Source organism: Methylobacterium sp. 092160098-2 (genome assembly GCF_028920805.1).
GTDB classification, from domain to species: Bacteria; Pseudomonadota; Alphaproteobacteria; order Rhizobiales; family Beijerinckiaceae; genus Methylobacterium; species Methylobacterium fujisawaense.
Map to the genome: position 1 here is coordinate 4,508,863 of NZ_JAQPZJ010000001.1, position 19,065 is coordinate 4,527,927.

Below are 19,065 nucleotides of genomic sequence, written 5' to 3' on the forward strand. Positions count from 1 at the left end.
GGACCTCACAGCGGCGGGAGGCCCGGCGCCGGCCGCTTGCGCACCTGACCGTCGAAGCCGACATGGAGCTGCTGCTCGCGCCCGTCCCGGTCCTTGGCGGCCACCTCCAGATGACGCGGACCGCGGCCCGTGACCCGCACGTCGCTGTAGCCCGCCGCCTGGACCGATGCGGTCAGGGCGGCGGTGTCGAGCTTCGGCCCGAGACCGAGCCGGTCCTTGGCCCAGTCCAGGCTCCCCGTCGGCGGACCGCCCGCCGGCCCGAGCAGCAGCGTGCGCCCGTCCCCGTGGGTCAGGATCCGGGCATGCAGGAAGCCGGTCTCGAAACGGCCCTGCACCGTCACGGTCTCGCCCTTGGCGACGAGGCCGCCGTCCTCGCCCTCGCGACCCGTCTCCACGAGCGCGCGCCCGGTCCCGTCCTGCACCACGAACTTGTTGCCGAAGATCTCCGCGACCTCGCCCTTGATGGCCGTCGCGCCCGAGGGGGCCAGGGCCTGGATCGCCACCGGCGCGACCGGCGTCGGCTGGAACGGCGTTCCCTGCGCCAGGGACAGGCCGACGGCGCCGAGCGCCAGCGGCAGCGCCACCGCGCCGACCACCCAGGTCCGTCGCGGGATCGCCTTCGACGCCGGCGCGGCGGCTTCGGGCTCGCGGATCTCCCGGGCGGTCCCGTCGATGGTCTTGTCGTCGCTCATGATCTCATCCTCTGAAAGGGTCCGGATCCGCTCGATCCGATGCCCCTTCGTAAGGCGCCGCCGGCAATCCGATCTGAACCGCGCGGTTCAGGCCCGGTTAAACGCGCCGCCCTAGAGCGCCTCGTGTGGAACCCGTGCGCGTTCAAAGGCTTGGCAGCGGGCGCTGATGCGGGCCGGCAGCTCGGCGCCCGCGTGGCCGTCCCGGCGGCCCAGGTGAGACAACGGCCCTAAGTGCTGGCGGCGGCAGGGTTCGCGGCCGCGGCCGCGGGTGAAATCAGCCGGATGCCCGGCGCATCGCTCCGGCGGCGGTCGAAACCGGCCATCGGGGGCCAGACGGGGAGATCAGACGCGTGAAGATCCTGCTGGTGGAGGACGACGCGGCCCTCGCGGCGGAGGTCGCCAAGGTCCTGCGCGCCGAGAATTTCGTGCTCGACCACGCCGCCACCGGCGAGGACGCCCAGCATCTCGGCGAGACCGAGGGCTACGATGCCGTCGTGCTCGATCTCGGCCTGCCGAAGGGCGACGGCGTCTCGGTGCTGCGGGCCTGGCGCGGGGCCGGGCGGACCCTGCCGGTGCTGGTGCTCACCGCCCGGGACGGCTGGAGCGACAAGGTCGCGGCCTTCAAGGCGGGGGCGGACGATTACCTCGTCAAGCCGGTCCGGGTGGAGGAGCTGGTGATCCGCCTGCGCGCCCTCGTCCGCCGGTCCCAGGGCGGCGGGGCGAGCCGGATCACCTGCGGCCCCCTGAGCTTCGATCCGGGGCTCGGCGCCTTCGAGCACGAGGGCCTGCCGCTCAAGCTCACCGGCCTGGAATGGCGGGTCCTCTCCTGCCTGATGCTGAACCGCGAGACCGTGGTGCCGCGCCTGCACCTGATCGAGCGGGTCTACGAGGGCGACGCGGACGTGGACTCGAACTCCGTCGAGGTGATCATCACGCGGCTGCGCCGGAAGATCGCGCCGGCCCGGATCGAGAGCGTGCGCGGCCACGGCTACCGCCTGCATGCGGAGCCCGCCTGATGGCGGAGGCGACGCAGCGGCGCTCGCTCCGCACACGCCTGCTGACCGCGGCCCTGGTGCTGGTGCTGGCCGCCCTGGTGGTGGCGGGCCTCGCCATCGGGGTCATCCTGCACCGGTTCGTGCGCGGGCAGCTCGACGGCCGCCTCGACGCGCAGATCGTGGCCCTGCGCGCGGGGCTCGAGGCCGGGATCCTCCCGCAGACGCTCGACGCACCACCCTTCGACCGGCCCGGCCCCGGCTGGGCCTGGGAGGTGCGCCGGGGACCCGAGACGATCCGCTCCGGCTCCCTGCGGGGCGGCGACATCCGCCTGTCCGACCCCGGTCCGGACGACGATCCGGGCCGGCCGCATCCGGCATCCGGCACGGGGCCGCACGGCGAGCCCCTCATCGCCCGGGTGCTGGTCGTGCCAGGGCCCGAGTCCGCGACGATCGTGGCGGCGGCGCCGGAGGGAGAACTGCGCGGGCCGCTGCGCGCGGCGCTGACCAGCCTCGCCGTGGCGCTGGGCATCCTCGGCCTGTGCCTGCTCGCCGGTCTGGCGGTCCAGGTGCGCCTCGGCCTCGCGCCGCTGACACGCCTGCGCGCGGACCTCGCGTCGGTCCGGGCGGGGCGGCGCGAGCGCGTTCCGGCGGACCAGCCCGCCGAGATCGCGCCGGTGGTGGCGGAACTCAACGCCCTCCTCGATCAGAACGCGCAGAACCTGGAACGCGCCCGCGGCCACGTCGCCAACCTCGCCCACGCCCTCAAGACGCCGCTCGCCACCCTGTCGATGGCGCTCGCGGAGCCTGCCCGCGACCCGGACGGTGCCCTGCGCCGGCAGGTGGACGACATGGACCGGCGGGTGCGGCACCACCTCCGGCGCGCCCGGGCCGCGGCCCTGGCGGGATCGGCCCGGGGGCGCACGGCCCTGGCGCCCCGGCTCTCGGACCTGCGGGCTGCGCTCACCCGCATCTATGCCGAGAAGGGCGTGGCGATCGACCTCGACGTCCCGGAGGCCCTGTCGGTCCCCTGCGAGGGCCAGGATCTCGACGAGATGCTCGGCAACCTCGTGGACAATGCCTGCCGCTGGTGCCGGAGCCGCGTGCGGGTCTCCGCGACGGCGCGCGACGGCGGTGTGTCCCTATCGGTGGAGGATGACGGGCCCGGCCTCGACCCGGCGGCGGCCTCCGCCGTCATGGCGCGGGGCCGCCGTCTCGACGAGGGCGTGCCGGGCCACGGCTTCGGGCTGCCGATCACCCTGGAACTCGCCGAACTCTACGGCGGCGGCCTGAACCTCGGACGGTCCGAACTCGGCGGCCTGCGGGCGGATCTGGTTCTCCCGGCCTGACCGGGAACGCTCAGCCCAGCGCCTCCCGCAGGATCGGGCGGATCCGCGGATCGGCGCAATGGGCGACGTTGAAGCGCATGTAGCCGTTCCAGGCATCCGACAGGCTGAACGAGGTTCCCGGCGCCAGCACCATGCCGCGGGCGAGCGCCCGGCGGGCGACATCGGCCCCGTCGCGCCCGTCCGGCAGGCGCATCCACAGGAAGAAGCCGCCCCGGGGCTGCGCCCAGGTCTCCAGGCCGCAGGCGCGCAGCTCCGCGGCGGCCTGCACCATCGCGCCGGCGAGCCGGCGGCGGGTCTCGGCGAGGTGCCGCCGGTAGGCGCCCTCGGTGATGAGCGCATGCACCAGCGCGGCCGTGATGTGTCCGTTGCCGAGGCTGAGAGCCAGCTTGAGGTCGACCAGCGGCTCGACCCAGTCGGCCCGGAGCGCGATCCAGCCGCAGCGCGCCGCCGCCGACAGGGTCTTGGAGAAGCTGCCGATCTGGATCACCCGCTCCAGCCCGTCGAAGCCCGCGAGCCGCGGGGCCGCCTCGGGTTCGAGGTCGCCGAAGATCTCGTCCTCCACGATCAGCGTGTCGTGGGCCTCGCACAGCTTCAGCAGGCGGTGCGCCACGGTGGGCGCGAGGCTCGCCCCCGTCGGGTTCTGGAGGGCGGCGTTGGTCAGGTAGAAGCGCGGCCGGTGCTGCTCCAGCAGGGTCGCGAGCGCCCGCAGGTCCGGCCCCTCCGGCGTGATCGGCACGCCGACCACCGCGACGCGCTGTGCGCGCAGCAGCGCCAGGAAGTTGAAATAGCAGGGATCGTCCACCAGCACGGTGTCGCCGGGCTGGAGCAGGAAGCGGCAGACGAGGTCCAGCGCCTGCGTGGCCGATTCGACCAGCACGATCTGGTCCGGTTCGGCGCCGACGCCCTTCTCGCCGATCTTGCGGGCGATCTGGTGGCGCAGGGGCGCGTAGCCCAGGGGCCGGTCGTAATTGGTCATCTCGGCGAGGTCGGCCCGGGCCACCCGGCGCAGGCCCCGGCGGATCCCCTCGTGGGGCATCCAGGAATCGGGCAACCAGCCGGCCCCGGGCTTCAGCTGATCCGAGCCGGCCTGCTGCGCCTGCCGGGTGATCCAGAGCGGGTCGACGATCCGGTCGAGCCGCGGCCCCATCGCCTGGAGCGAGAGCGGCCGCGTCTTGCCGGCGACGTAGAAGCCAGAGCCCGGCCGCGCCACCACGGCGCCCTCGGCGGCGAGGCGCTCGTAGGCTTCCACGACCGTGGATTTCGAGACGCCCATCGTCTCCGCAAAGGCCCGCACCGACGGGATCCGCACGCCCGGAACCAGCCGCCGCGCCGCGATCCGTTCCCGGATCTCGCCGACCACGGCCTCGACGCGCGTCCCGGGACTTCTGACTGCGACCGCCATCCGTACTGCTCTTTCGTCCGGACAATTCTTCGTAACCGTACCGAAGTGTTCCTGTCGCCGCCAGCCCCGCGGCGCCAGGATCGCCCCGCCCCGGAACGATGGAGGAGGGGATCCATGAACCCGTGCATGACCGAAACCGCCACCCTCGAGGCCCGGACCGGGCGGCTCGCCCGGATGGCCGGAACCGTCCTCGCCCTCGCCGCCGAGATCCGCGCCGGCCTGTCGCGGGCGGCCATGAACCGCCGCGTGCTCCACCGCCTGTCGACCCTGTCGGACCGGGAGCTGAAGGATATCGGGTTGACGCGCCAGGACGTGGCGGATGCCTGCGTTCCGGGCACCGGCGACGCGATCCATCGGCTGATCGGCCGCCGCGACGAGCGCCGCCAGGCACGGGGGGCGGCGCGGCGGTGGTGACGCGGCCGCGTGCGGCGTAGGATCCGCCCATGACGCTGCGCGACGGGCTCGCCGCAATCCTGGTGGTCACGATCCTCGGGCTGGCCTTCGTGGCCATCAAGGCCGGCCTCGAGACGGTGCCGCCGCTGATGCTGTGTGCCCTGCGCTTCGGCTTCGCGGCCCTGCCGGCGGCGCTGGTGATCCGGCCGCCCCGGGCTCCCATGGTCCTGGTGGCCGGATTCGGGCTCGCCCTCGGGGTCGGCCAGTTCGGGCTGCTCATGACCGCCATCCGCTTCGGGATGCCGGCCGGGCTGTCGTCGCTGCTGATCCAGGTCCAGGTGCCGCTAACCGTGGCGCTCGCCTGGGCGGTGCAGAAGGAGCGCCCGCGCGGCCTTCAGGTGGTGGGGGGCGGGATCGCGCTCCTCGGCGTCGCCGCGGTGGCGATCGAACGGAGCGGGGGCGCCCCGCCGGGTCCATTGCTCCTGGTCGTCGGCGCAGCCCTGTCCTGGGCCTGCGCGAACGTCATCGTGAAGCGGATCGGCCGGGTCGACATGCTGGCGCTGATGGTCTGGGGCAGCCTCGCCACCACGCCGCCGCTGCTGATCCTGTCGCTGATCATCGAGGGACCGGGCGCCCTGGCGGCGCTGGCACATCCGAATTGGGCGGCGGTCGGATCGGTCGCGTTCCAGGCCTACCCGACGACGCTCCTCGCCTTCGGCCTCTGGAACGGGCTCCTGACCCGCTACCCGGCAGCCGCCGTGACGCCCTTCGCCCTGCTGGTGCCGGTGGCCGGCATCCTGAGCACACATCTCGTCCTGGGCGAGCCGCTGAGTGCCGACATCCTGGTCGGTGGCAGCCTCATCCTGGTCGGGATCGCGTTGAGTCTCAGGGGCGGCCGGTCCGCCGTCCGGTCCTCGGGGCGGGACGCCCTCGGCCCCGCGGCGGATGCTCCGCAGCCCTGACGCCAAAGTCCCGCCGCATGCGCCGCGCAGACCTGCCGCTCATGGCACGCGTCCTCGCTCTTGCGAGATCGGACCGACAAATGTTGAATAAGGGACGTGGCGCGGGCGACGGGGCTCGAACCCGCGACCTCCGGCGTGACAGGCCGGCACTCTAACCAACTGAGCTACGCCCGCACGGCGTGGTCGCTTCGGAGGGGGCGTTTTGCCCGGCGACGGGGCGGGGTTTATGGGGCGCTTCGGGCCCTGTCAAGCGCATCCGGCGCGGATTCGCATGCGCGTCGCCTGAGGAACGCGGCGAGGCACCCCGACTCGGGGCCTGCGCGCTTCCGCCGTGTTGCGCCAGCGCCGCGCAAGCCCATCTTGGACATGACTGACAAGACGGCTGACAGCGCGCTTTGTGCGACGCGACAAGCCATTGTCACGGGCCGGCGGCTCGACTAAGCCTCCGGCCGCGCGCATCCTGGCATAAGAACAATTCCACGGGCGGATCCGGGTCGGCGTCGCACCGCGGTTTCACTCCTCTCGCGAGGCCCTGGCATGACCGGATTGTTGGCGGATTACCTGCCGCTCATCGTGTTCATCGGCGTGGCGCTGTTCATCGCCACCGCGCTGCTGGTCGTCCCCTTCCTGGTCGCCTTCAAGAGCCCCGATCCCGAGAAGCTTTCGGCCTACGAGTGCGGCTTCAACGCGTTCGACGACGCCCGCATGAAGTTCGACGTGCGCTTCTACCTTGTCGCCATCCTGTTCATCATCTTCGACCTCGAGGTCGCGTTCCTCTTCCCCTGGGCGATCACCTTCGGGGATCTGGGCTGGTTCGGCTTCTGGTCGATGATCGTCTTCCTGGGCGTGTTGACCGTCGGCTTCGTCTACGAGTGGCGCAAGGGCGCCCTCGAATGGGATTGATGCCCCGCCGCTCGCCGCCCGCACTGCATTCCTGAGTCGCCGATGGCCCTGATCACCGACACGAACCGCGCCCTGTCCCGCGCCCCCGCGATCGCGCCCCAGCCGAAGGGGATCATCGATCCCAACACCGGCCGTCCGATCGGCGCGGACGATCCGACCTTCCTGTCGATCAGCGACGAGTTGGCCGATCGGGGCTTCCTGCTGACCACCACGGACGAGCTGATCAACTGGGCCCGCACCGGCTCCCTGATGTGGATGACCTTCGGCCTCGCCTGCTGCGCGGTCGAGATGATGCAGATGTCGATGCCGCGCTACGATTGCGAGCGGTTCGGCTTCGCGCCCCGCGGCTCGCCCCGCCAGTCCGACGTGATGATCGTCGCCGGCACGCTGACCAACAAGATGGCCCCGGCGCTGCGCAAGGTCTACGACCAGATGCCGGAGCCCCGCTACGTCATCTCCATGGGTTCCTGCGCCAACGGCGGCGGCTACTACCACTATTCCTATTCGGTGGTCCGCGGCTGCGACCGGGTGGTGCCGGTGGACATCTACGTGCCCGGCTGCCCGCCCACCGCCGAGGCGCTGCTCTACGGCGTGCTGCTGCTGCAGAAGAAGATCCGCCGGACCGGCACGATCGAGCGCTGAGGAGCGGCCATGACGAACGGCATCTCGATCCTGCCCCATACCCAGCCGGCCTACGGCGCCGACGCCGTCGCGGCCTTGGCCGAGCGGGTTACCGGCGCCCTCGGGCCCGCGGTGGTGTCCCACACCATCGCGTTCGGCGAGCTGACGCTGGTGGTCCAGGCCTCCGACATCGTCTACGCGCTGACCTACCTGCGCGACGATCCGGCCTGCGCCTTCCGCAACTTCATCGACATTTGCGGCGTGGACTACCCGCAGCGCGAGAAGCGCTTCGACGTGGTCTATCACCTGCTCTCCCTGCGCCATAACCTGCGCATCCGGGTGAAGGTGCAGACCGACGAGGTGACCCCCGTCCCGTCGGTGATCGAGGTGTTCCCCGCCGCCAACTGGTACGAGCGCGAGACCTACGACCTCTACGGGATCCTGTTCTCGGGCCATCCCGACCTGCGCCGCCTGCTCACCGATTACGGCTTCGAGGGGCACCCCCTGCGCAAGGACTTCCCGCTGACCGGCTTCGTCGAGGTCCGCTACGACCAGGACCAGGCGCGGGTGGTCTACGAGCCGGTCCAGCTGACGCAGGAATTCCGGAACTTCGACTTCTTGTCCCCGTGGGAAGGCACCGACTACGTGCTGCCGGGCGACGAGAAGACGTCGGCATGAGCCGCGGAGACCGCCCGTGACCGAACACAACATCCGCAACTTCGCGATCAACTTCGGCCCGCAGCACCCGGCCGCGCACGGCGTGCTGCGCCTCGTGCTGGAACTCGACGGCGAGGTGGTCGAGCGGGTCGATCCGCATATCGGGCTGCTCCACCGCGGCACCGAGAAGCTCATCGAGTACAAGACCTACCTGCAGGCGACGCCCTATTTCGACCGGCTCGACTACGTGTCGCCGATGAACCAGGAGCACGCCTTCTGCCTGGCGATCGAGAGGCTCGCCGGGATCGAGGTGCCGCGCCGCGCGCAGCTGATCCGCGTGCTGTTCTGCGAGATCGGCCGCCTGCTGTCGCACCTCCTCAACGTCACCACGCAGGCGATGGATGTCGGCGCCCTCACGCCCCCGCTCTGGGGCTTCGAGGAGCGCGAGAAGCTGATGATCTTCTACGAGCGGGCCTCCGGCGCCCGGCTCCACGCCAACTACTTCCGGCCCGGCGGCGTCCACCAGGACCTGCCGCCGAAGCTGATCGACGACATCGACGCGTTCTGCGACCCGTTCCTGCAGGTCGTCCAGGATCTCGACGACCTCGTCATGGCCAACCGCATCTTCAAGCAGCGCAACGTCGATATCGGCATCGTGTCGGTGGACGAGGCGATGGAGTGGGGCTTCTCGGGCGTGATGGTGCGCGGCTCAGGGATTCCCTGGGACCTGCGCAAGGCGCAGCCTTACGAGTGCTACGAGGAGATGGAGTTCGACATCCCCGTCGGAAAGAACGGCGACACCTACGATCGCCAGGTGATCCGCATGGAGGAGATGCGCCAGTCCGTGCGCATCATGAAGCAATGCGTCGCCAAGCTGCGCGAGCCCGCCGGCCAGGGGCCGATCGCCTCGGTCGACGGCAAGTTCGCCCCGCCGCCGCGTCGGGAGATGAAGCGCTCGATGGAGGCGCTCATCCACCACTTCAAGCTCTACACCGAGGGCTTCCACGTGCCCGAGGGCGAGGTCTACGCCGCCGTGGAAGCGCCGAAGGGCGAGTTCGGCGTCTATCTCGTGTCGGATGGAACCAACAAGCCGTATCGCTGCAAGATCCGCGCGCCGGGCTTCGCGCATCTTCAGGCGATGGACTGGATGTGCCGCGGGCACCTGCTGGCCGACGTGTCCTGCGTGCTCGGCACGCTCGACATCGTGTTCGGCGAAGTGGATCGGTAAGTTAGAGCGATGGCAAACCGCAGACTCGCCCCCGCCTCGGAGCAGCCCGAGAGCTTCGCGTTCTCCCCCGAGAACGCCGAGTGGGCCAAGACCCAGATCGCCAAGTACCCGGAAGGCCGTCAGGCCTCCGCGGTGATCTCGCTCCTGTGGCGGGCGCAGGAGCAGAACGGCGGCTGGCTGCCGCGGGCGGCCATCGAGGCGGTGGCGGCCGAGCTCGGCATGCCGAACATCCGCGTGCTGGAGGTGGCCACCTTCTACACGATGTTCGCTCTCGAGCCCGTGGGTCGCTTCTGGATCCAGGTCTGCGGCACGGTGCCGTGCGATTCCTGCGGTGCGCGGGGTCTCAAGGAGATGCTGCAGGCCCGGCTCGGCCCCCCCGGCCACGTCTCGGCGGACGGCACCTTCTCGTGGCTCGAGGTCGAGTGCCTGGGTGCCTGCTGCAACGCGCCGATGGTGCAGATCAATCAGGATTACTACGAGGACCTGACGCCCGAATCCCTCGGCCAGCTGATGGACGACCTCGCCGCCGGACGGCCCGTGAAGGTCGGCTCGCAGACCGGGCGCGTCTCGTCCGAGCCCCAGGGCGCCGTGAACACGCTCACCGACCCGACCCTGTTCGACGGCTCGCGCGTCGGCGCGTGGCGCAAGCGCTTCGAGGAGGCCGGAAAGGTCGAGACGCCGGCCGCCCAGACCGGCGAGGCGGCCTCCGGAACGCAGCAGGCAGCCGAGAACCCGAAGCCGGCGCGGCCCGATGCCGGCCGGCCGATCGAGCGTCCGGCCTCCGACGCGCCGGCCCAGCGCGTCGCCAACGGCGAGACGCCGGTCAAGGCGGAGGATCGCGCCGACGCGGCCGAGCGCGGCCGGTCCACCGCGAAGCACGGCTCCGCCCGGCCGGGCGACGCGGACGTGCTCGATTCGCCGGCCAAGCGTGTCGCCGAGGGCGAACCCGCCGCCGGCGACCAGGGCCATCAGGACGTGCCGGCGCGCGACGCCGTCCCGCAGCAGCCGGAAGCGTCGGGCGCCAGCGCGGGCGAAGTCGCGGCCGAGGCCGAGGAAGCCCGCATCGCCGGCGCCCTCGCGGCCCTGCCGAAGGATGCGAGCCCGGAGCGGAAGGCCGACGCCGTGGGCAAGCGCCCGCCGGGCCTCGACGCCGCCCGCGCCGGGAAGCCGGACGATCTGACGCGCATCACGGGCGTCGGCCCGGGCAACAGCCAGCGCCTGAACGGGCTCGGCATCTACCATTTCGACCAGATCGCCGCGTGGTCCCGCGACGAGATCACCTGGGTCGGCACCTACCTCGCGTTCCCGGGTCGCATCGACCGGGAGAACTGGGTGGGGCAGGCCAAGGCCCTGTCGGCGCCGGCTCAGTGAGGACCTGACATGCTGTCGGATCAGGATCGCATCTTCACCAACCTCTACGGGCTCCACTCGCCGGGCCTGGACGCCGCCAAGAAGCGTGGCGCCTGGGACGGGACCAAGTTCCTGCTGGAACAGGGCCGCGACTGGATCATCGAGGAGATGAAGGCCTCGGGCCTGCGCGGCCGCGGCGGCGCGGGCTTCCCCACCGGCCTCAAATGGTCGTTCATGCCCAAGAAGTCCGACGGGCGCCCGCACTACCTCGTGGTCAACGCCGACGAGTCCGAGCCGGGCACCTGCAAGGACCGGGAGATCATGCGGCACGACCCGCATCTCCTGATCGAGGGCTGCATGCTGGCCTGCTTCGCGATGAACGCGCATGCCTGCTACGTCTACATCCGCGGCGAGTACGTCGCCGAGAAGCACGCCCTTCAGAAGGCCGTGGACGAGGCCTACGCGGCCCGCCTCGTCGGCCAGTCGAACGTGCACGACTACCCGTTCGACATCTACGTCCACCACGGCGCCGGCGCCTATATCTGCGGCGAGGAGACCGCGCTCATCGAGAGCCTGGAGGGCAAGAAGGGGATGCCGCGGCTGAAGCCGCCGTTCCCGGCCAATATGGGCCTCTACGGCTGCCCCACGACGGTGAACAACGTCGAGTCGATCGCGGTCGCCGGCACGATCCTGCGCCGGGGCGGCGCGTGGTTCGCGGGCCTGGGCGGCAAGAACAACACCGGCACCAAGCTCTTCTGCGTCTCCGGGCACGTCAACAAGCCGTGCAACGTCGAGGAGGAGCTGGGCATCACCTTCCGGGAGCTGATCGACCGTCATTGCGGCGGCATGCGCGGCGGCTGGGACAATCTTTTGTGTTCCATCCCGGGCGGATCCTCAGTCCCCCTTGTTCCCGCGGAACAAATCATCGACGCGAAGATGGATTTCGACACCCTGCGCAACCTCGGCTCCGGCCTGGGCACGGCAGCGGTGATCGTGCTCGACAAGTCCACCGACATCGTCGCGGCGATCACCCGGATCTCGTACTTCTACAAGCACGAATCCTGCGGCCAGTGCACGCCGTGCCGGGAGGGCACGGGCTGGATGTGGCGGGTGATGCAGCGCATGACCGAGGGCCGCGCCCAGAAGCGCGAGATCGACATGCTGTTCGAGGTGACCAAGCAGATCGAGGGTCACACGATCTGTGCGCTCGGCGACGCGGCGGCCTGGCCGATCCAGGGCCTGATCCGGCATTTCCGCCCCGAGATCGAGAAGCGCATCGACCGCTACACCGCGAATCCGCACAGCGAGCCTGTGCCGATGGCTGCGGAGTAAAAGGGCTATGCCGGTGTCCAACCCACAGCCTCATCCTGAGATGCCCGCGTCGGCGGGCCTCGCAGGAGGCCTCCCGAGATCGCGAGGCGGGCTGGACATCTCCTTCGAGGCTCGGCTGCGCCTCGCACCTCAGGATGAGGGTGCGGGTGGGATCCGGCCTCGTGCGTTTGGGCCAGTTTACGAGACGATCCGATGACAAAAATCCTCGTCGACGGCACCGAGGTTGACGTCCCCGCCGATTACACGCTGCTCCAGGCCTGCGAGGCCGCGGGGGCCGAGATCCCGCGCTTCTGCTTCCACGAGCGCCTGTCGATCGCCGGCAATTGCCGCATGTGCCTCGTCGAGCTGAAGGGCGCGCCCAAGCCCGTGGCCTCCTGCGCCTACGCGGTGAAGGATTGCCGCCCCGGCCCGAACGGCGAGCCGCCGGAGGTGCTGACCCGCTCGCAGGGGACCAAGAAGGCCCGCGAGGGGGTGATGGAGTTCCTCCTCATCAACCACCCCCTCGACTGCCCGATCTGCGACCAGGGCGGCCATTGCGACCTGCAGGACCAAGCCATGGCCTACGGGGTCGATTCGACCCGCTACACGGAGAACAAGCGGGCGGTCGAGGAGAAGCATATCGGCCCGCTGGTGCGGACCGCGATGAACCGCTGCATCCACTGCACCCGCTGCGTGCGCTTCCTCGCCGAGGTGGCGGGCGTGCCCGACCTCGGCGCCATCGGCCGCGGCGAGGACATGGAAATCACGAGCTACCTCGAGCAGTCGATGGCCTCGGAGCTTCAGGGCAACGTCGCCGATCTCTGCCCGGTCGGCGCCCTCGTGCACCGGCCGCAGAGCTACAACGTCCGGCCGTGGGAGCTGAACAAGACCGAGTCGGTCGACGTGATGGACGCGGTCGGCTCGGCGATCCGCATCGACACCCGCGGCCGCGAGGTCATGCAGATCGAGCCGCGGATCAGCGAGGAGATCAACGAGGAGTGGATCTCCGACAAGACCCGCTACCACATCGACGGGCTGCGGATGCAGCGCCTCGACCGGCCGTACCTGCGCGAGAACGGCCGGCTGCGGCCCGCCTCCTGGGGTGAGGCGTTCCAGGCGATCGCCGCCAAGGTGAAGGGGGCGGATCCGAAACGCATCGGCGCCGTGGTCGGCGATCTCGCGGGCATCGAGGAGATGTTCGCGCTCCGCGAGCTGATCAAGAGCCTCGGCTCGCCGAACCTCGATTGCCGCCAGACCGATGCCGGGCTCGACCCGGCGCTCGGCCGCGCCTCCTACATCTTCAACCCGACCATTCCGGGCATCGAGGCGGCGGACGCGATCCTGATCGTCGGCGCCAACCCGCGCACCGAGGCCTCGCTGCTCAACGTCCGCATCCGCAAGCGCTGGCGCATGGCGCCGCTGGCGGTGGGCGTGATCGGGGAGCCGGTCGATCTGACCTATCCGAGCCATTATATCGGCGCCGGGCCGGACTCGCTGGCGGCGCTGTCCCGGGGCGAGCACAGCTTCCTCGACGTCCTCAAGGAGGCCAAGGCGCCGCTCGTCCTCGTCGGCGCCCATGCCGAGCCGGGCGTCCTGGCCGCGGCGGCGTCGCTGGCGAAGTCGATCGGCGCGATCTCGGCCGAGTGGAACGGCTTCGGCGTGCTGCACACGGCCGCTGCCCGCGTCGGCGCGCTCGATCTCGGCTTCGTGCCGGGGGAGGGCGGCCTGACCTTCGCGCAGATGCTGGAGCCGGGCGCGCTGGACGTCCTGTTCAACCTTGGCGCCGACGAGCGCGACGTCGCCCCGGGCGCCTTCGTGATCTACCAGGGCAGCCATGGCGACCGCGGCGCCTCCCGCGCCGACGTGATCCTGCCGGGGGCCGCCTACAGCGAGAAGTCGGCGACCTGGGTGAACACGGAAGGCCGGGTCCAGATGGGCAACCGCGCCGCCTTCCCGCCGGGCGACGCCCGCGAGGACTGGGCGATCCTGCGCGCCCTGTCGGACGTCCTCGGCAAGCGCCTGCCCTTCGATTCGCTCACCGCGCTCCGCCAAGCGCTCTATGCCGCCCACCCGCATTTCGCGGCGATCGGCGCCGTGGAGCCGGGCGACGTCGTGGAGGCGGCGGAGAAGCTGATCCGTCTCGGCAGCGCGACCGGCGGGCCGGCCTTCGCTTCGCCCGTGACCGACTTCTACCTCACCAACCCGATCGCCCGCGCCTCGCGGATCCTCGCCGAGTGCTCGCGCCTTGCCCGGGAGCGCGCCGCCGAGGCGCAGCCCCTCGCGGCGGCCGAGTAGGAGCCCACCGATGACGTCGCTCGAAATCCTCGGGACCGTGCTCCTGATCGTGCTGAAGAGCTTCGTGCTGCTCTCGGCGCTCCTCGTCTTCATCGCCTATGCGCTGCTCGCCGACCGGAAGATCTGGGCGGCAGTGCAGCTTCGGCGCGGGCCGAACGTGGTCGGACCCTTCGGCCTGTTCCAGTCCTTCGCCGACCTGATCAAGTTCGTGCTCAAGGAGCCGGTGATCCCGGCCGGGGCCAACAAGGCGATCTACCTGCTGGCGCCGCTGGTCTTCGCGATGCTCGCCCTGTCGAGCTGGGCGGTGATTCCGCTCGCCGACGGCTGGGCGATCGCCGACATCAATGTCGGCATCACCTACATCTTCGCGATCTCGTCGCTCGGGGTCTACGGCGTCATCATGGGCGGCTGGGCGTCGAACTCGAAATACGCCTTCCTCGGGGCGCTCCGCTCGGCGGCGCAGATGATCTCCTACGAGGTCTCCCTCGGCTTCGTGATCATCTGCGTGCTGCTCTGCGCCGGCTCGCTCAACCTCTCCCGCATCGTGATGGCGCAGGACACGAGCCTCGGGATCTTCGGCTGGTACTGGCTGTGGCTGTTCCCGATGTTCGTGGTGTTCTTCATCTCGGCGCTCGCAGAGACGAACCGCCCGCCCTTCGACCTGCCGGAGGCCGAATCGGAACTCGTGGCCGGCTACATGGTCGAGTATTCCTCGACCCCGTACCTGCTGTTCATGCTGGGCGAGTACGTCGCCATCATGAGCATGTGCGCGCTCGGAACCATCCTGTTCCTGGGCGGCTGGCTCTCGCCGATCCCCTTCGCGCCCTTCACCTGGGTTCCCGGGGTGATCTGGTTCGTCCTGAAGGCGAGCTTCCTGTTCTTTCTGTTCGCGATGGTGAAATCCATCGTCCCCCGCTACCGCTACGATCAGCTCATGCGCCTCGGCTGGAAGGTCTTCCTGCCGATCTCGCTGGTCTCGGTCGTCGTCGTCGCCTTCGTGCTCAAGCTGACCGGCCTCGCGCCGGGCGCCTGAGCCCACCCGTCGAATCGGAGATCCGGGCATGAAGCTCGATCAGGTCGCCAAGAGCCTTCTGCTGAAAGAGTTCGTGTCGGGGATGGTCCTCGGCATGCGCTACTTCTTCAAGCCGAAGGCCACGATCAACTACCCCTTCGAGATGGGCCATCGCGGCCCGCGCTTCCGGGGTGAGCATGCCCTACGCCGCTATCCCAACGGCGAGGAGCGCTGCATCGCCTGCAAGCTCTGCGAGGCGATCTGCCCGGCGCAGGCCATCACCATCGAGGCGGGCCCCCGCCGGAATGACGGCACCCGCCGCACGACGCGCTACGACATCGACATGGTGAAGTGCATCTATTGCGGCATGTGCCAGGAGGCCTGCCCGGTGGATGCGATCGTCGAGGGGCCGAATTTCGAATTCTCGGTCGAGACCCGTGAGGAACTTCTCTACGACAAGCAGAAGCTCCTGCTGAACGGTGACCGCTGGGAACGCGAGATCGCCCGCAACATCGCGATGGACGCACCGTATCGCTGACGCATCGTCCCGAAAGGCGGCCACCTGCTTTCGGAAGAAGGCGGCGCGTTGCAAGGGGATGGCGCATCGTCCCGGTCCCGTTGTCCATGACGATGCGCGAGACATGACGGAGGCGCTGTTGTGCCCCCGCCGACCGGGTTCTATAGACGGGCCGCCCGCTGCGGACCGTTTCAACGCACGGCAGAAGGGGCCGCTCCGGCGGCCGATCCCGATCAGCGCATGACCGCAGCAGCCGCCTTCTTCTACCTGTTCGCGAGCGTCACGGTCGCGTCGGGCTTCATGGTGATCGCCTCGCGCAATCCCGTAGCCTCGGTGCTGTTCCTGATCCTCGCCTTCGTGAACGCCGCCGGGCTGTTCGTCCTGATGGGCGCCGAGTTCCTCGCGATGATCCTCGTGGTCGTCTACGTGGGCGCGGTGGCGGTGCTGTTCCTGTTCGTGGTGATGATGCTCGACGTCGATTTCGCCGAGCTGCGCCAGGGCTTCCAGCAATACCTGCCGATCGGCGGCCTGATCGGGGCGATCTTCCTCGTGGAGCTGTTGCTGGTGGTGGGCTCCTGGAGCATCGATCCGGGCCTCGTCCAGGCGCCCCTCGGCAACGTCGCGTCGGCCGAGAACCTCACCAACGCCCAGGCGCTCGGCCGGGTGCTGTACACCGACTACGCCTACTTCTTTCAGCTCGCCGGCCTGATCCTGCTGGTGGCGATGATCGGCGCCATCGTGCTGACGCTCCGCGACCGGCCGGGCGTGAAGCGCCAGGACATCGCGGTCCAGAACGCCCGCACCCAGGCCATGGCGGTGGAGACCCGCAAGGTCCCGTCGCGCCAGGGTGTCGAGGTCTGATGTCCGCCGGAGGTTTCGAACGATGATCGGCCTGAGCCACTACCTCACCGTCGCGGCGATCCTGTTCACGCTCGGCGTGCTCGGCATCTTCATCAACCGCAAGAACATCATCGTCATCCTGATGTCGATCGAGCTGATCCTGCTCTCGGTCAACATCAACCTCGTCGCCTTCTCGACGCAGCTCAACGACATCACCGGACAGGTCTTCGCCCTGTTCGTGCTGACCGTGGCGGCCGCCGAATCGGCGATCGGCCTCGCCATCCTCGTGGTGTTCTTCCGCAACCGCGGGTCGATCGCGGTGGAAGACGTCAGCATGATGAAGGGCTAGGGCCTTCTTCTTCGCGCGCCCCGAGTGACATCCGGACGCCGCCGCCCCGCGGTCGGCCCGGAGGACGGACTGCAAGAGAGCGATGTATCACGCGATCGTCTTCTTCCCGCTCATCGGCTTCCTGATCGCCGGCCTGTTCGGCCGGTACATCGGGGCGCGGGCCTGTGAGTACATCACCACGTCCTTCCTCGCCTTCACGGCGCTGATCGCCTGGGGCGTGTTCATCGACGGCGGTCCGGCCGAGCGCGTACAGGTCGCATCCTGGTTCGCGGCCGGCGACCTCCAGGTCGACTGGGCCTTCAAGGTCGACACCCTGACGCGGGTGATGCTGGTGGTGGTCACCACCGTCTCGACCCTCGTGCACCTCTACTCCGTGGGCTACATGGAGGAGGATCCGCACCGGCCGCGCTTCTTCGCCTACCTGTCGCTGTTCACCTTCGCCATGCTGATGCTGGTGACGGCCGACAACCTCGTGCAGATGTTCTTCGGCTGGGAGGGCGTGGGCCTCGCCTCCTACCTGCTGATCGGCTTCTGGTACGAGAAGCCCTCGGCCAACGCCGCCGCCATGAAGGCGTTCATCGTCAACCGAGTCGGCGATTTCGGCTTCTCGCTGGGCATCTTCCTGACCTTCGTCCTCACCGGCTCGGTGGCGTTCGACGCGATCTTCGACAAGGTCGACGCGATCAAGACGCTCTCCTTCCACTTCCTCGGCTACGACTGGAACGCCCTGACGCTCGCCTGCCTGCTCCTGTTCATGGGCGCCATGGGCAAGTCGGCGCAGTTCCTGCTCCACACGTGGCTGCCCGACGCCATGGAGGGCCCGACCCCGGTCTCGGCGCTGATCCATGCCGCCACCATGGTCACCGCCGGCGTCTTCATGGTCGCCCGCCTGTCGCCGCTCTTCGAGGAAGCGCCGAACGCGCTCATCGTCGTGACGGTGATCGGCGGCATCACGGCGTTCTTCGCGGCGACGATCGGCCTCGTGCAGAACGACATCAAGCGGGTGATCGCCTACTCGACCTGCTCGCAGCTCGGCTACATGTTCGTGGCGCTCGGCGTCGGCGCCTATTCGGCCGGCGTGTTCCACCTGTTCACCCACGCCTTCTTCAAGGCGCTGCTGTTCCTCGGGGCCGGCTCGGTCATCCACGCGATGCACCACGAGCAGGACATGCGGAACATGGGCGGCCTGCGCCGTTACATTCCCTATACCAGCGCCATGATGGCGATCGGCTCCCTCGCGCTGATCGGCTTCCCCTACACGGCCGGCTATTACTCGAAGGACGCGATCATCGAGGCCGCCTACGCCTCGACCCGGCCGGGCCACACGCTCGCCTTCCTGTGCGTCGTGGTGGCGGCGTTCTTCACCTCGTTCTACTCCTGGCGCCTGTTCTTCATGACCTTCGAGGGACCGGCCCGCTGGGGTGCGCATGCCGCGCACGACCATCACGACGCTCCCGCGGTGGCGCATTCCACCCTGGCGCACGAGGCCGACGGCCTGCCCGGTCACACCGAGGGCGCGGCCCACGACGATCACGGCCACGACATCGAGCCGGCCCACAGGAGCGACCTCGTCGCCGACGACCATCACGGGCACGGCCACCACGGTGACCACACCCCCCACGAGAGCCCGCTGGTGATGACGATCCCGCTGGCGATCCTCGCCTTCGGCGCGCTGTTCGCCGGGATCATCTTCCACGACCGCTTCATCGGCGAGGGGATGGACGCGTTCTGGGGCCACGCCCTGGCGCACGGGCCGAACAACCACATCATGCACGAGATCCACGAGGTCCCGGCGCTGGTCTCTTACTCCCCGTTGATCATGCTGATCCTCGGCTTCGTCCTGGCCTACTGGATGTACATCCGCCGGCCGGAGCTGCCCGGCGAGCTCGCCGCGCAGCAGCCGTCGCTGTACCGGTTCCTGCTCAACAAGTGGTACTTCGACGAGATCTACGACCGGATCTTCGTCCGCCCGGCCAAGGATTTCGGCCTGTTCCTCTGGAAGCAGGGCGACGGTCGGATCATCGACGGCCTCGGGCCGAACGGCATCGCGGCGCGCGTCGTGGACGTGACCCGCGGCGTGGTCCGGCTCCAGACCGGCTACGTCTACCACTACGCCTTCGTGATGCTCATCGGCGTCGCCGGCCTGATCAGCTGGTACCTGATGTCCGGCCTGCCCAAGGGGGCTCACTGAC

18 protein-coding genes and 1 tRNA gene are annotated in these 19,065 nt (G+C 69.7%); 16 read left to right on the forward strand and 3 right to left on the reverse strand.

All coding sequences use genetic code 11. The features are described 5' to 3' along the window. Positions 1–5: 5 nt before the first annotated feature. Positions 6–692 carry a DNA-binding protein gene (locus PQI07_RS21260; protein WP_043356205.1) on the reverse strand — a complete coding sequence of 229 codons (687 nt, stop codon included), beginning with the start codon at positions 690–692 and terminating at the stop codon, positions 6–8. A 350-nt stretch (positions 693–1,042) separates the two neighbouring features. Between PQI07_RS21260 and PQI07_RS21265 the strand changes: the two genes are divergently transcribed. Beyond that, positions 1,043–1,708 carry a response regulator transcription factor gene (locus PQI07_RS21265; RefSeq protein ID WP_043381882.1) on the forward strand — a complete coding sequence of 222 codons (666 nt, stop codon included), beginning with the start codon at positions 1,043–1,045 and terminating at the stop codon, positions 1,706–1,708. Further along, positions 1,708–3,033, forward strand: coding sequence for a sensor histidine kinase (locus PQI07_RS21270; protein ID WP_274927346.1), 1,326 nt, complete (start codon positions 1,708–1,710; stop codon positions 3,031–3,033). Before PQI07_RS21265 ends, PQI07_RS21270 begins: the two co-directional genes overlap by 1 nt. Positions 3,034–3,043: 10 nt before the next feature. On the opposite strand, the gene PQI07_RS21275 is transcribed toward PQI07_RS21270, so the two are convergent. Beyond that, complete coding sequence (locus PQI07_RS21275) at positions 3,044–4,435, reverse strand: aminotransferase-like domain-containing protein (protein ID WP_274927347.1); 1,392 nt, start codon at positions 4,433–4,435, stop codon at positions 3,044–3,046. Positions 4,436–4,561: 126 nt separating this feature from the next. Between PQI07_RS21275 and PQI07_RS21280 the strand changes: the two genes are divergently transcribed. Together PQI07_RS21280 and PQI07_RS21285 are read left to right on the forward strand one after the other, a co-directional pair. After that, complete coding sequence (locus tag PQI07_RS21280; protein ID WP_342030099.1) at positions 4,562–4,849, forward strand: DUF1127 domain-containing protein; 288 nt, start codon at positions 4,562–4,564, stop codon at positions 4,847–4,849. A 29-nt stretch (positions 4,850–4,878) separates the two neighbouring features. Further along, positions 4,879–5,790, forward strand: a complete 912-nt coding sequence (locus tag PQI07_RS21285; RefSeq protein WP_179696590.1) for an EamA family transporter — start codon at positions 4,879–4,881, stop codon at positions 5,788–5,790. 97 nt (positions 5,791–5,887) lie between these two features. Here the strand turns inward: PQI07_RS21285 and PQI07_RS21290 are convergent. Next, positions 5,888–5,964 (reverse strand) — tRNA-Asp (locus PQI07_RS21290). Positions 5,965–6,327: 363 nt separating this feature from the next. On the opposite strand from PQI07_RS21290, the gene PQI07_RS21295 reads away from it, so the two are divergent. The 12 genes from PQI07_RS21295 (at position 6,328) to nuoL (ending at position 19,064) form a co-directional block, all read left to right on the forward strand. Continuing rightward, positions 6,328–6,693: an NADH-quinone oxidoreductase subunit A gene (locus PQI07_RS21295; RefSeq protein ID WP_007560754.1), complete on the forward strand. Its 366-nt coding sequence runs from the start codon at positions 6,328–6,330 to the stop codon at positions 6,691–6,693. A gap of 42 nt (positions 6,694–6,735) precedes the next feature. Further along, entirely contained in the window at positions 6,736–7,335 is a 600-nt protein-coding gene (locus PQI07_RS21300; protein ID WP_043353985.1) for a NuoB/complex I 20 kDa subunit family protein, read from the forward strand. Between the two features lie 9 nt (positions 7,336–7,344). Then, positions 7,345–7,992 (forward strand): NADH-quinone oxidoreductase subunit C, encoded by a 648-nt coding sequence (locus PQI07_RS21305; RefSeq protein ID WP_043381896.1) that lies wholly within the window; start codon positions 7,345–7,347, stop codon positions 7,990–7,992. Positions 7,993–8,008: 16 nt separating this feature from the next. Then, positions 8,009–9,199, forward strand: coding sequence for an NADH-quinone oxidoreductase subunit D (locus PQI07_RS21310; RefSeq protein WP_043353981.1), 1,191 nt, complete (start codon positions 8,009–8,011; stop codon positions 9,197–9,199). Positions 9,200–9,208: 9 nt separating this feature from the next. Further along, positions 9,209–10,570 (forward strand): NADH-quinone oxidoreductase subunit NuoE, encoded by a 1,362-nt coding sequence (gene nuoE / locus PQI07_RS21315; protein ID WP_274927348.1) that lies wholly within the window; start codon positions 9,209–9,211, stop codon positions 10,568–10,570. 9 nt (positions 10,571–10,579) lie between these two features. Beyond that, the gene (gene nuoF, locus PQI07_RS21320) at positions 10,580–11,881 is read left to right on the forward strand and encodes an NADH-quinone oxidoreductase subunit NuoF (protein ID WP_043353978.1); all 1,302 of its coding nucleotides are present in this window, start codon (positions 10,580–10,582) and stop codon (positions 11,879–11,881) included. A gap of 192 nt (positions 11,882–12,073) precedes the next feature. Beyond that, positions 12,074–14,155 (forward strand): NADH-quinone oxidoreductase subunit NuoG, encoded by a 2,082-nt coding sequence (gene nuoG / locus PQI07_RS21325; RefSeq protein WP_274927349.1) that lies wholly within the window; start codon positions 12,074–12,076, stop codon positions 14,153–14,155. Positions 14,156–14,165: 10 nt separating this feature from the next. After that, positions 14,166–15,188 (forward strand): NADH-quinone oxidoreductase subunit NuoH, encoded by a 1,023-nt coding sequence (nuoH, locus tag PQI07_RS21330; RefSeq protein WP_043354215.1) that lies wholly within the window; start codon positions 14,166–14,168, stop codon positions 15,186–15,188. A gap of 28 nt (positions 15,189–15,216) precedes the next feature. Further along, positions 15,217–15,705, forward strand: coding sequence for an NADH-quinone oxidoreductase subunit NuoI (nuoI, locus tag PQI07_RS21335; protein ID WP_043354217.1), 489 nt, complete (start codon positions 15,217–15,219; stop codon positions 15,703–15,705). Between the two features lie 219 nt (positions 15,706–15,924). Continuing rightward, positions 15,925–16,545 (forward strand): NADH-quinone oxidoreductase subunit J, encoded by a 621-nt coding sequence (locus PQI07_RS21340; protein ID WP_043354219.1) that lies wholly within the window; start codon positions 15,925–15,927, stop codon positions 16,543–16,545. 22 nt (positions 16,546–16,567) lie between these two features. Beyond that, positions 16,568–16,873 carry an NADH-quinone oxidoreductase subunit NuoK gene (gene nuoK, locus PQI07_RS21345; RefSeq protein WP_043351891.1) on the forward strand — a complete coding sequence of 102 codons (306 nt, stop codon included), beginning with the start codon at positions 16,568–16,570 and terminating at the stop codon, positions 16,871–16,873. 82 nt (positions 16,874–16,955) lie between these two features. Then, complete coding sequence (gene nuoL, locus PQI07_RS21350; RefSeq protein WP_043381907.1) at positions 16,956–19,064, forward strand: NADH-quinone oxidoreductase subunit L; 2,109 nt, start codon at positions 16,956–16,958, stop codon at positions 19,062–19,064. Position 19,065: the final 1 nt, after the last annotated feature.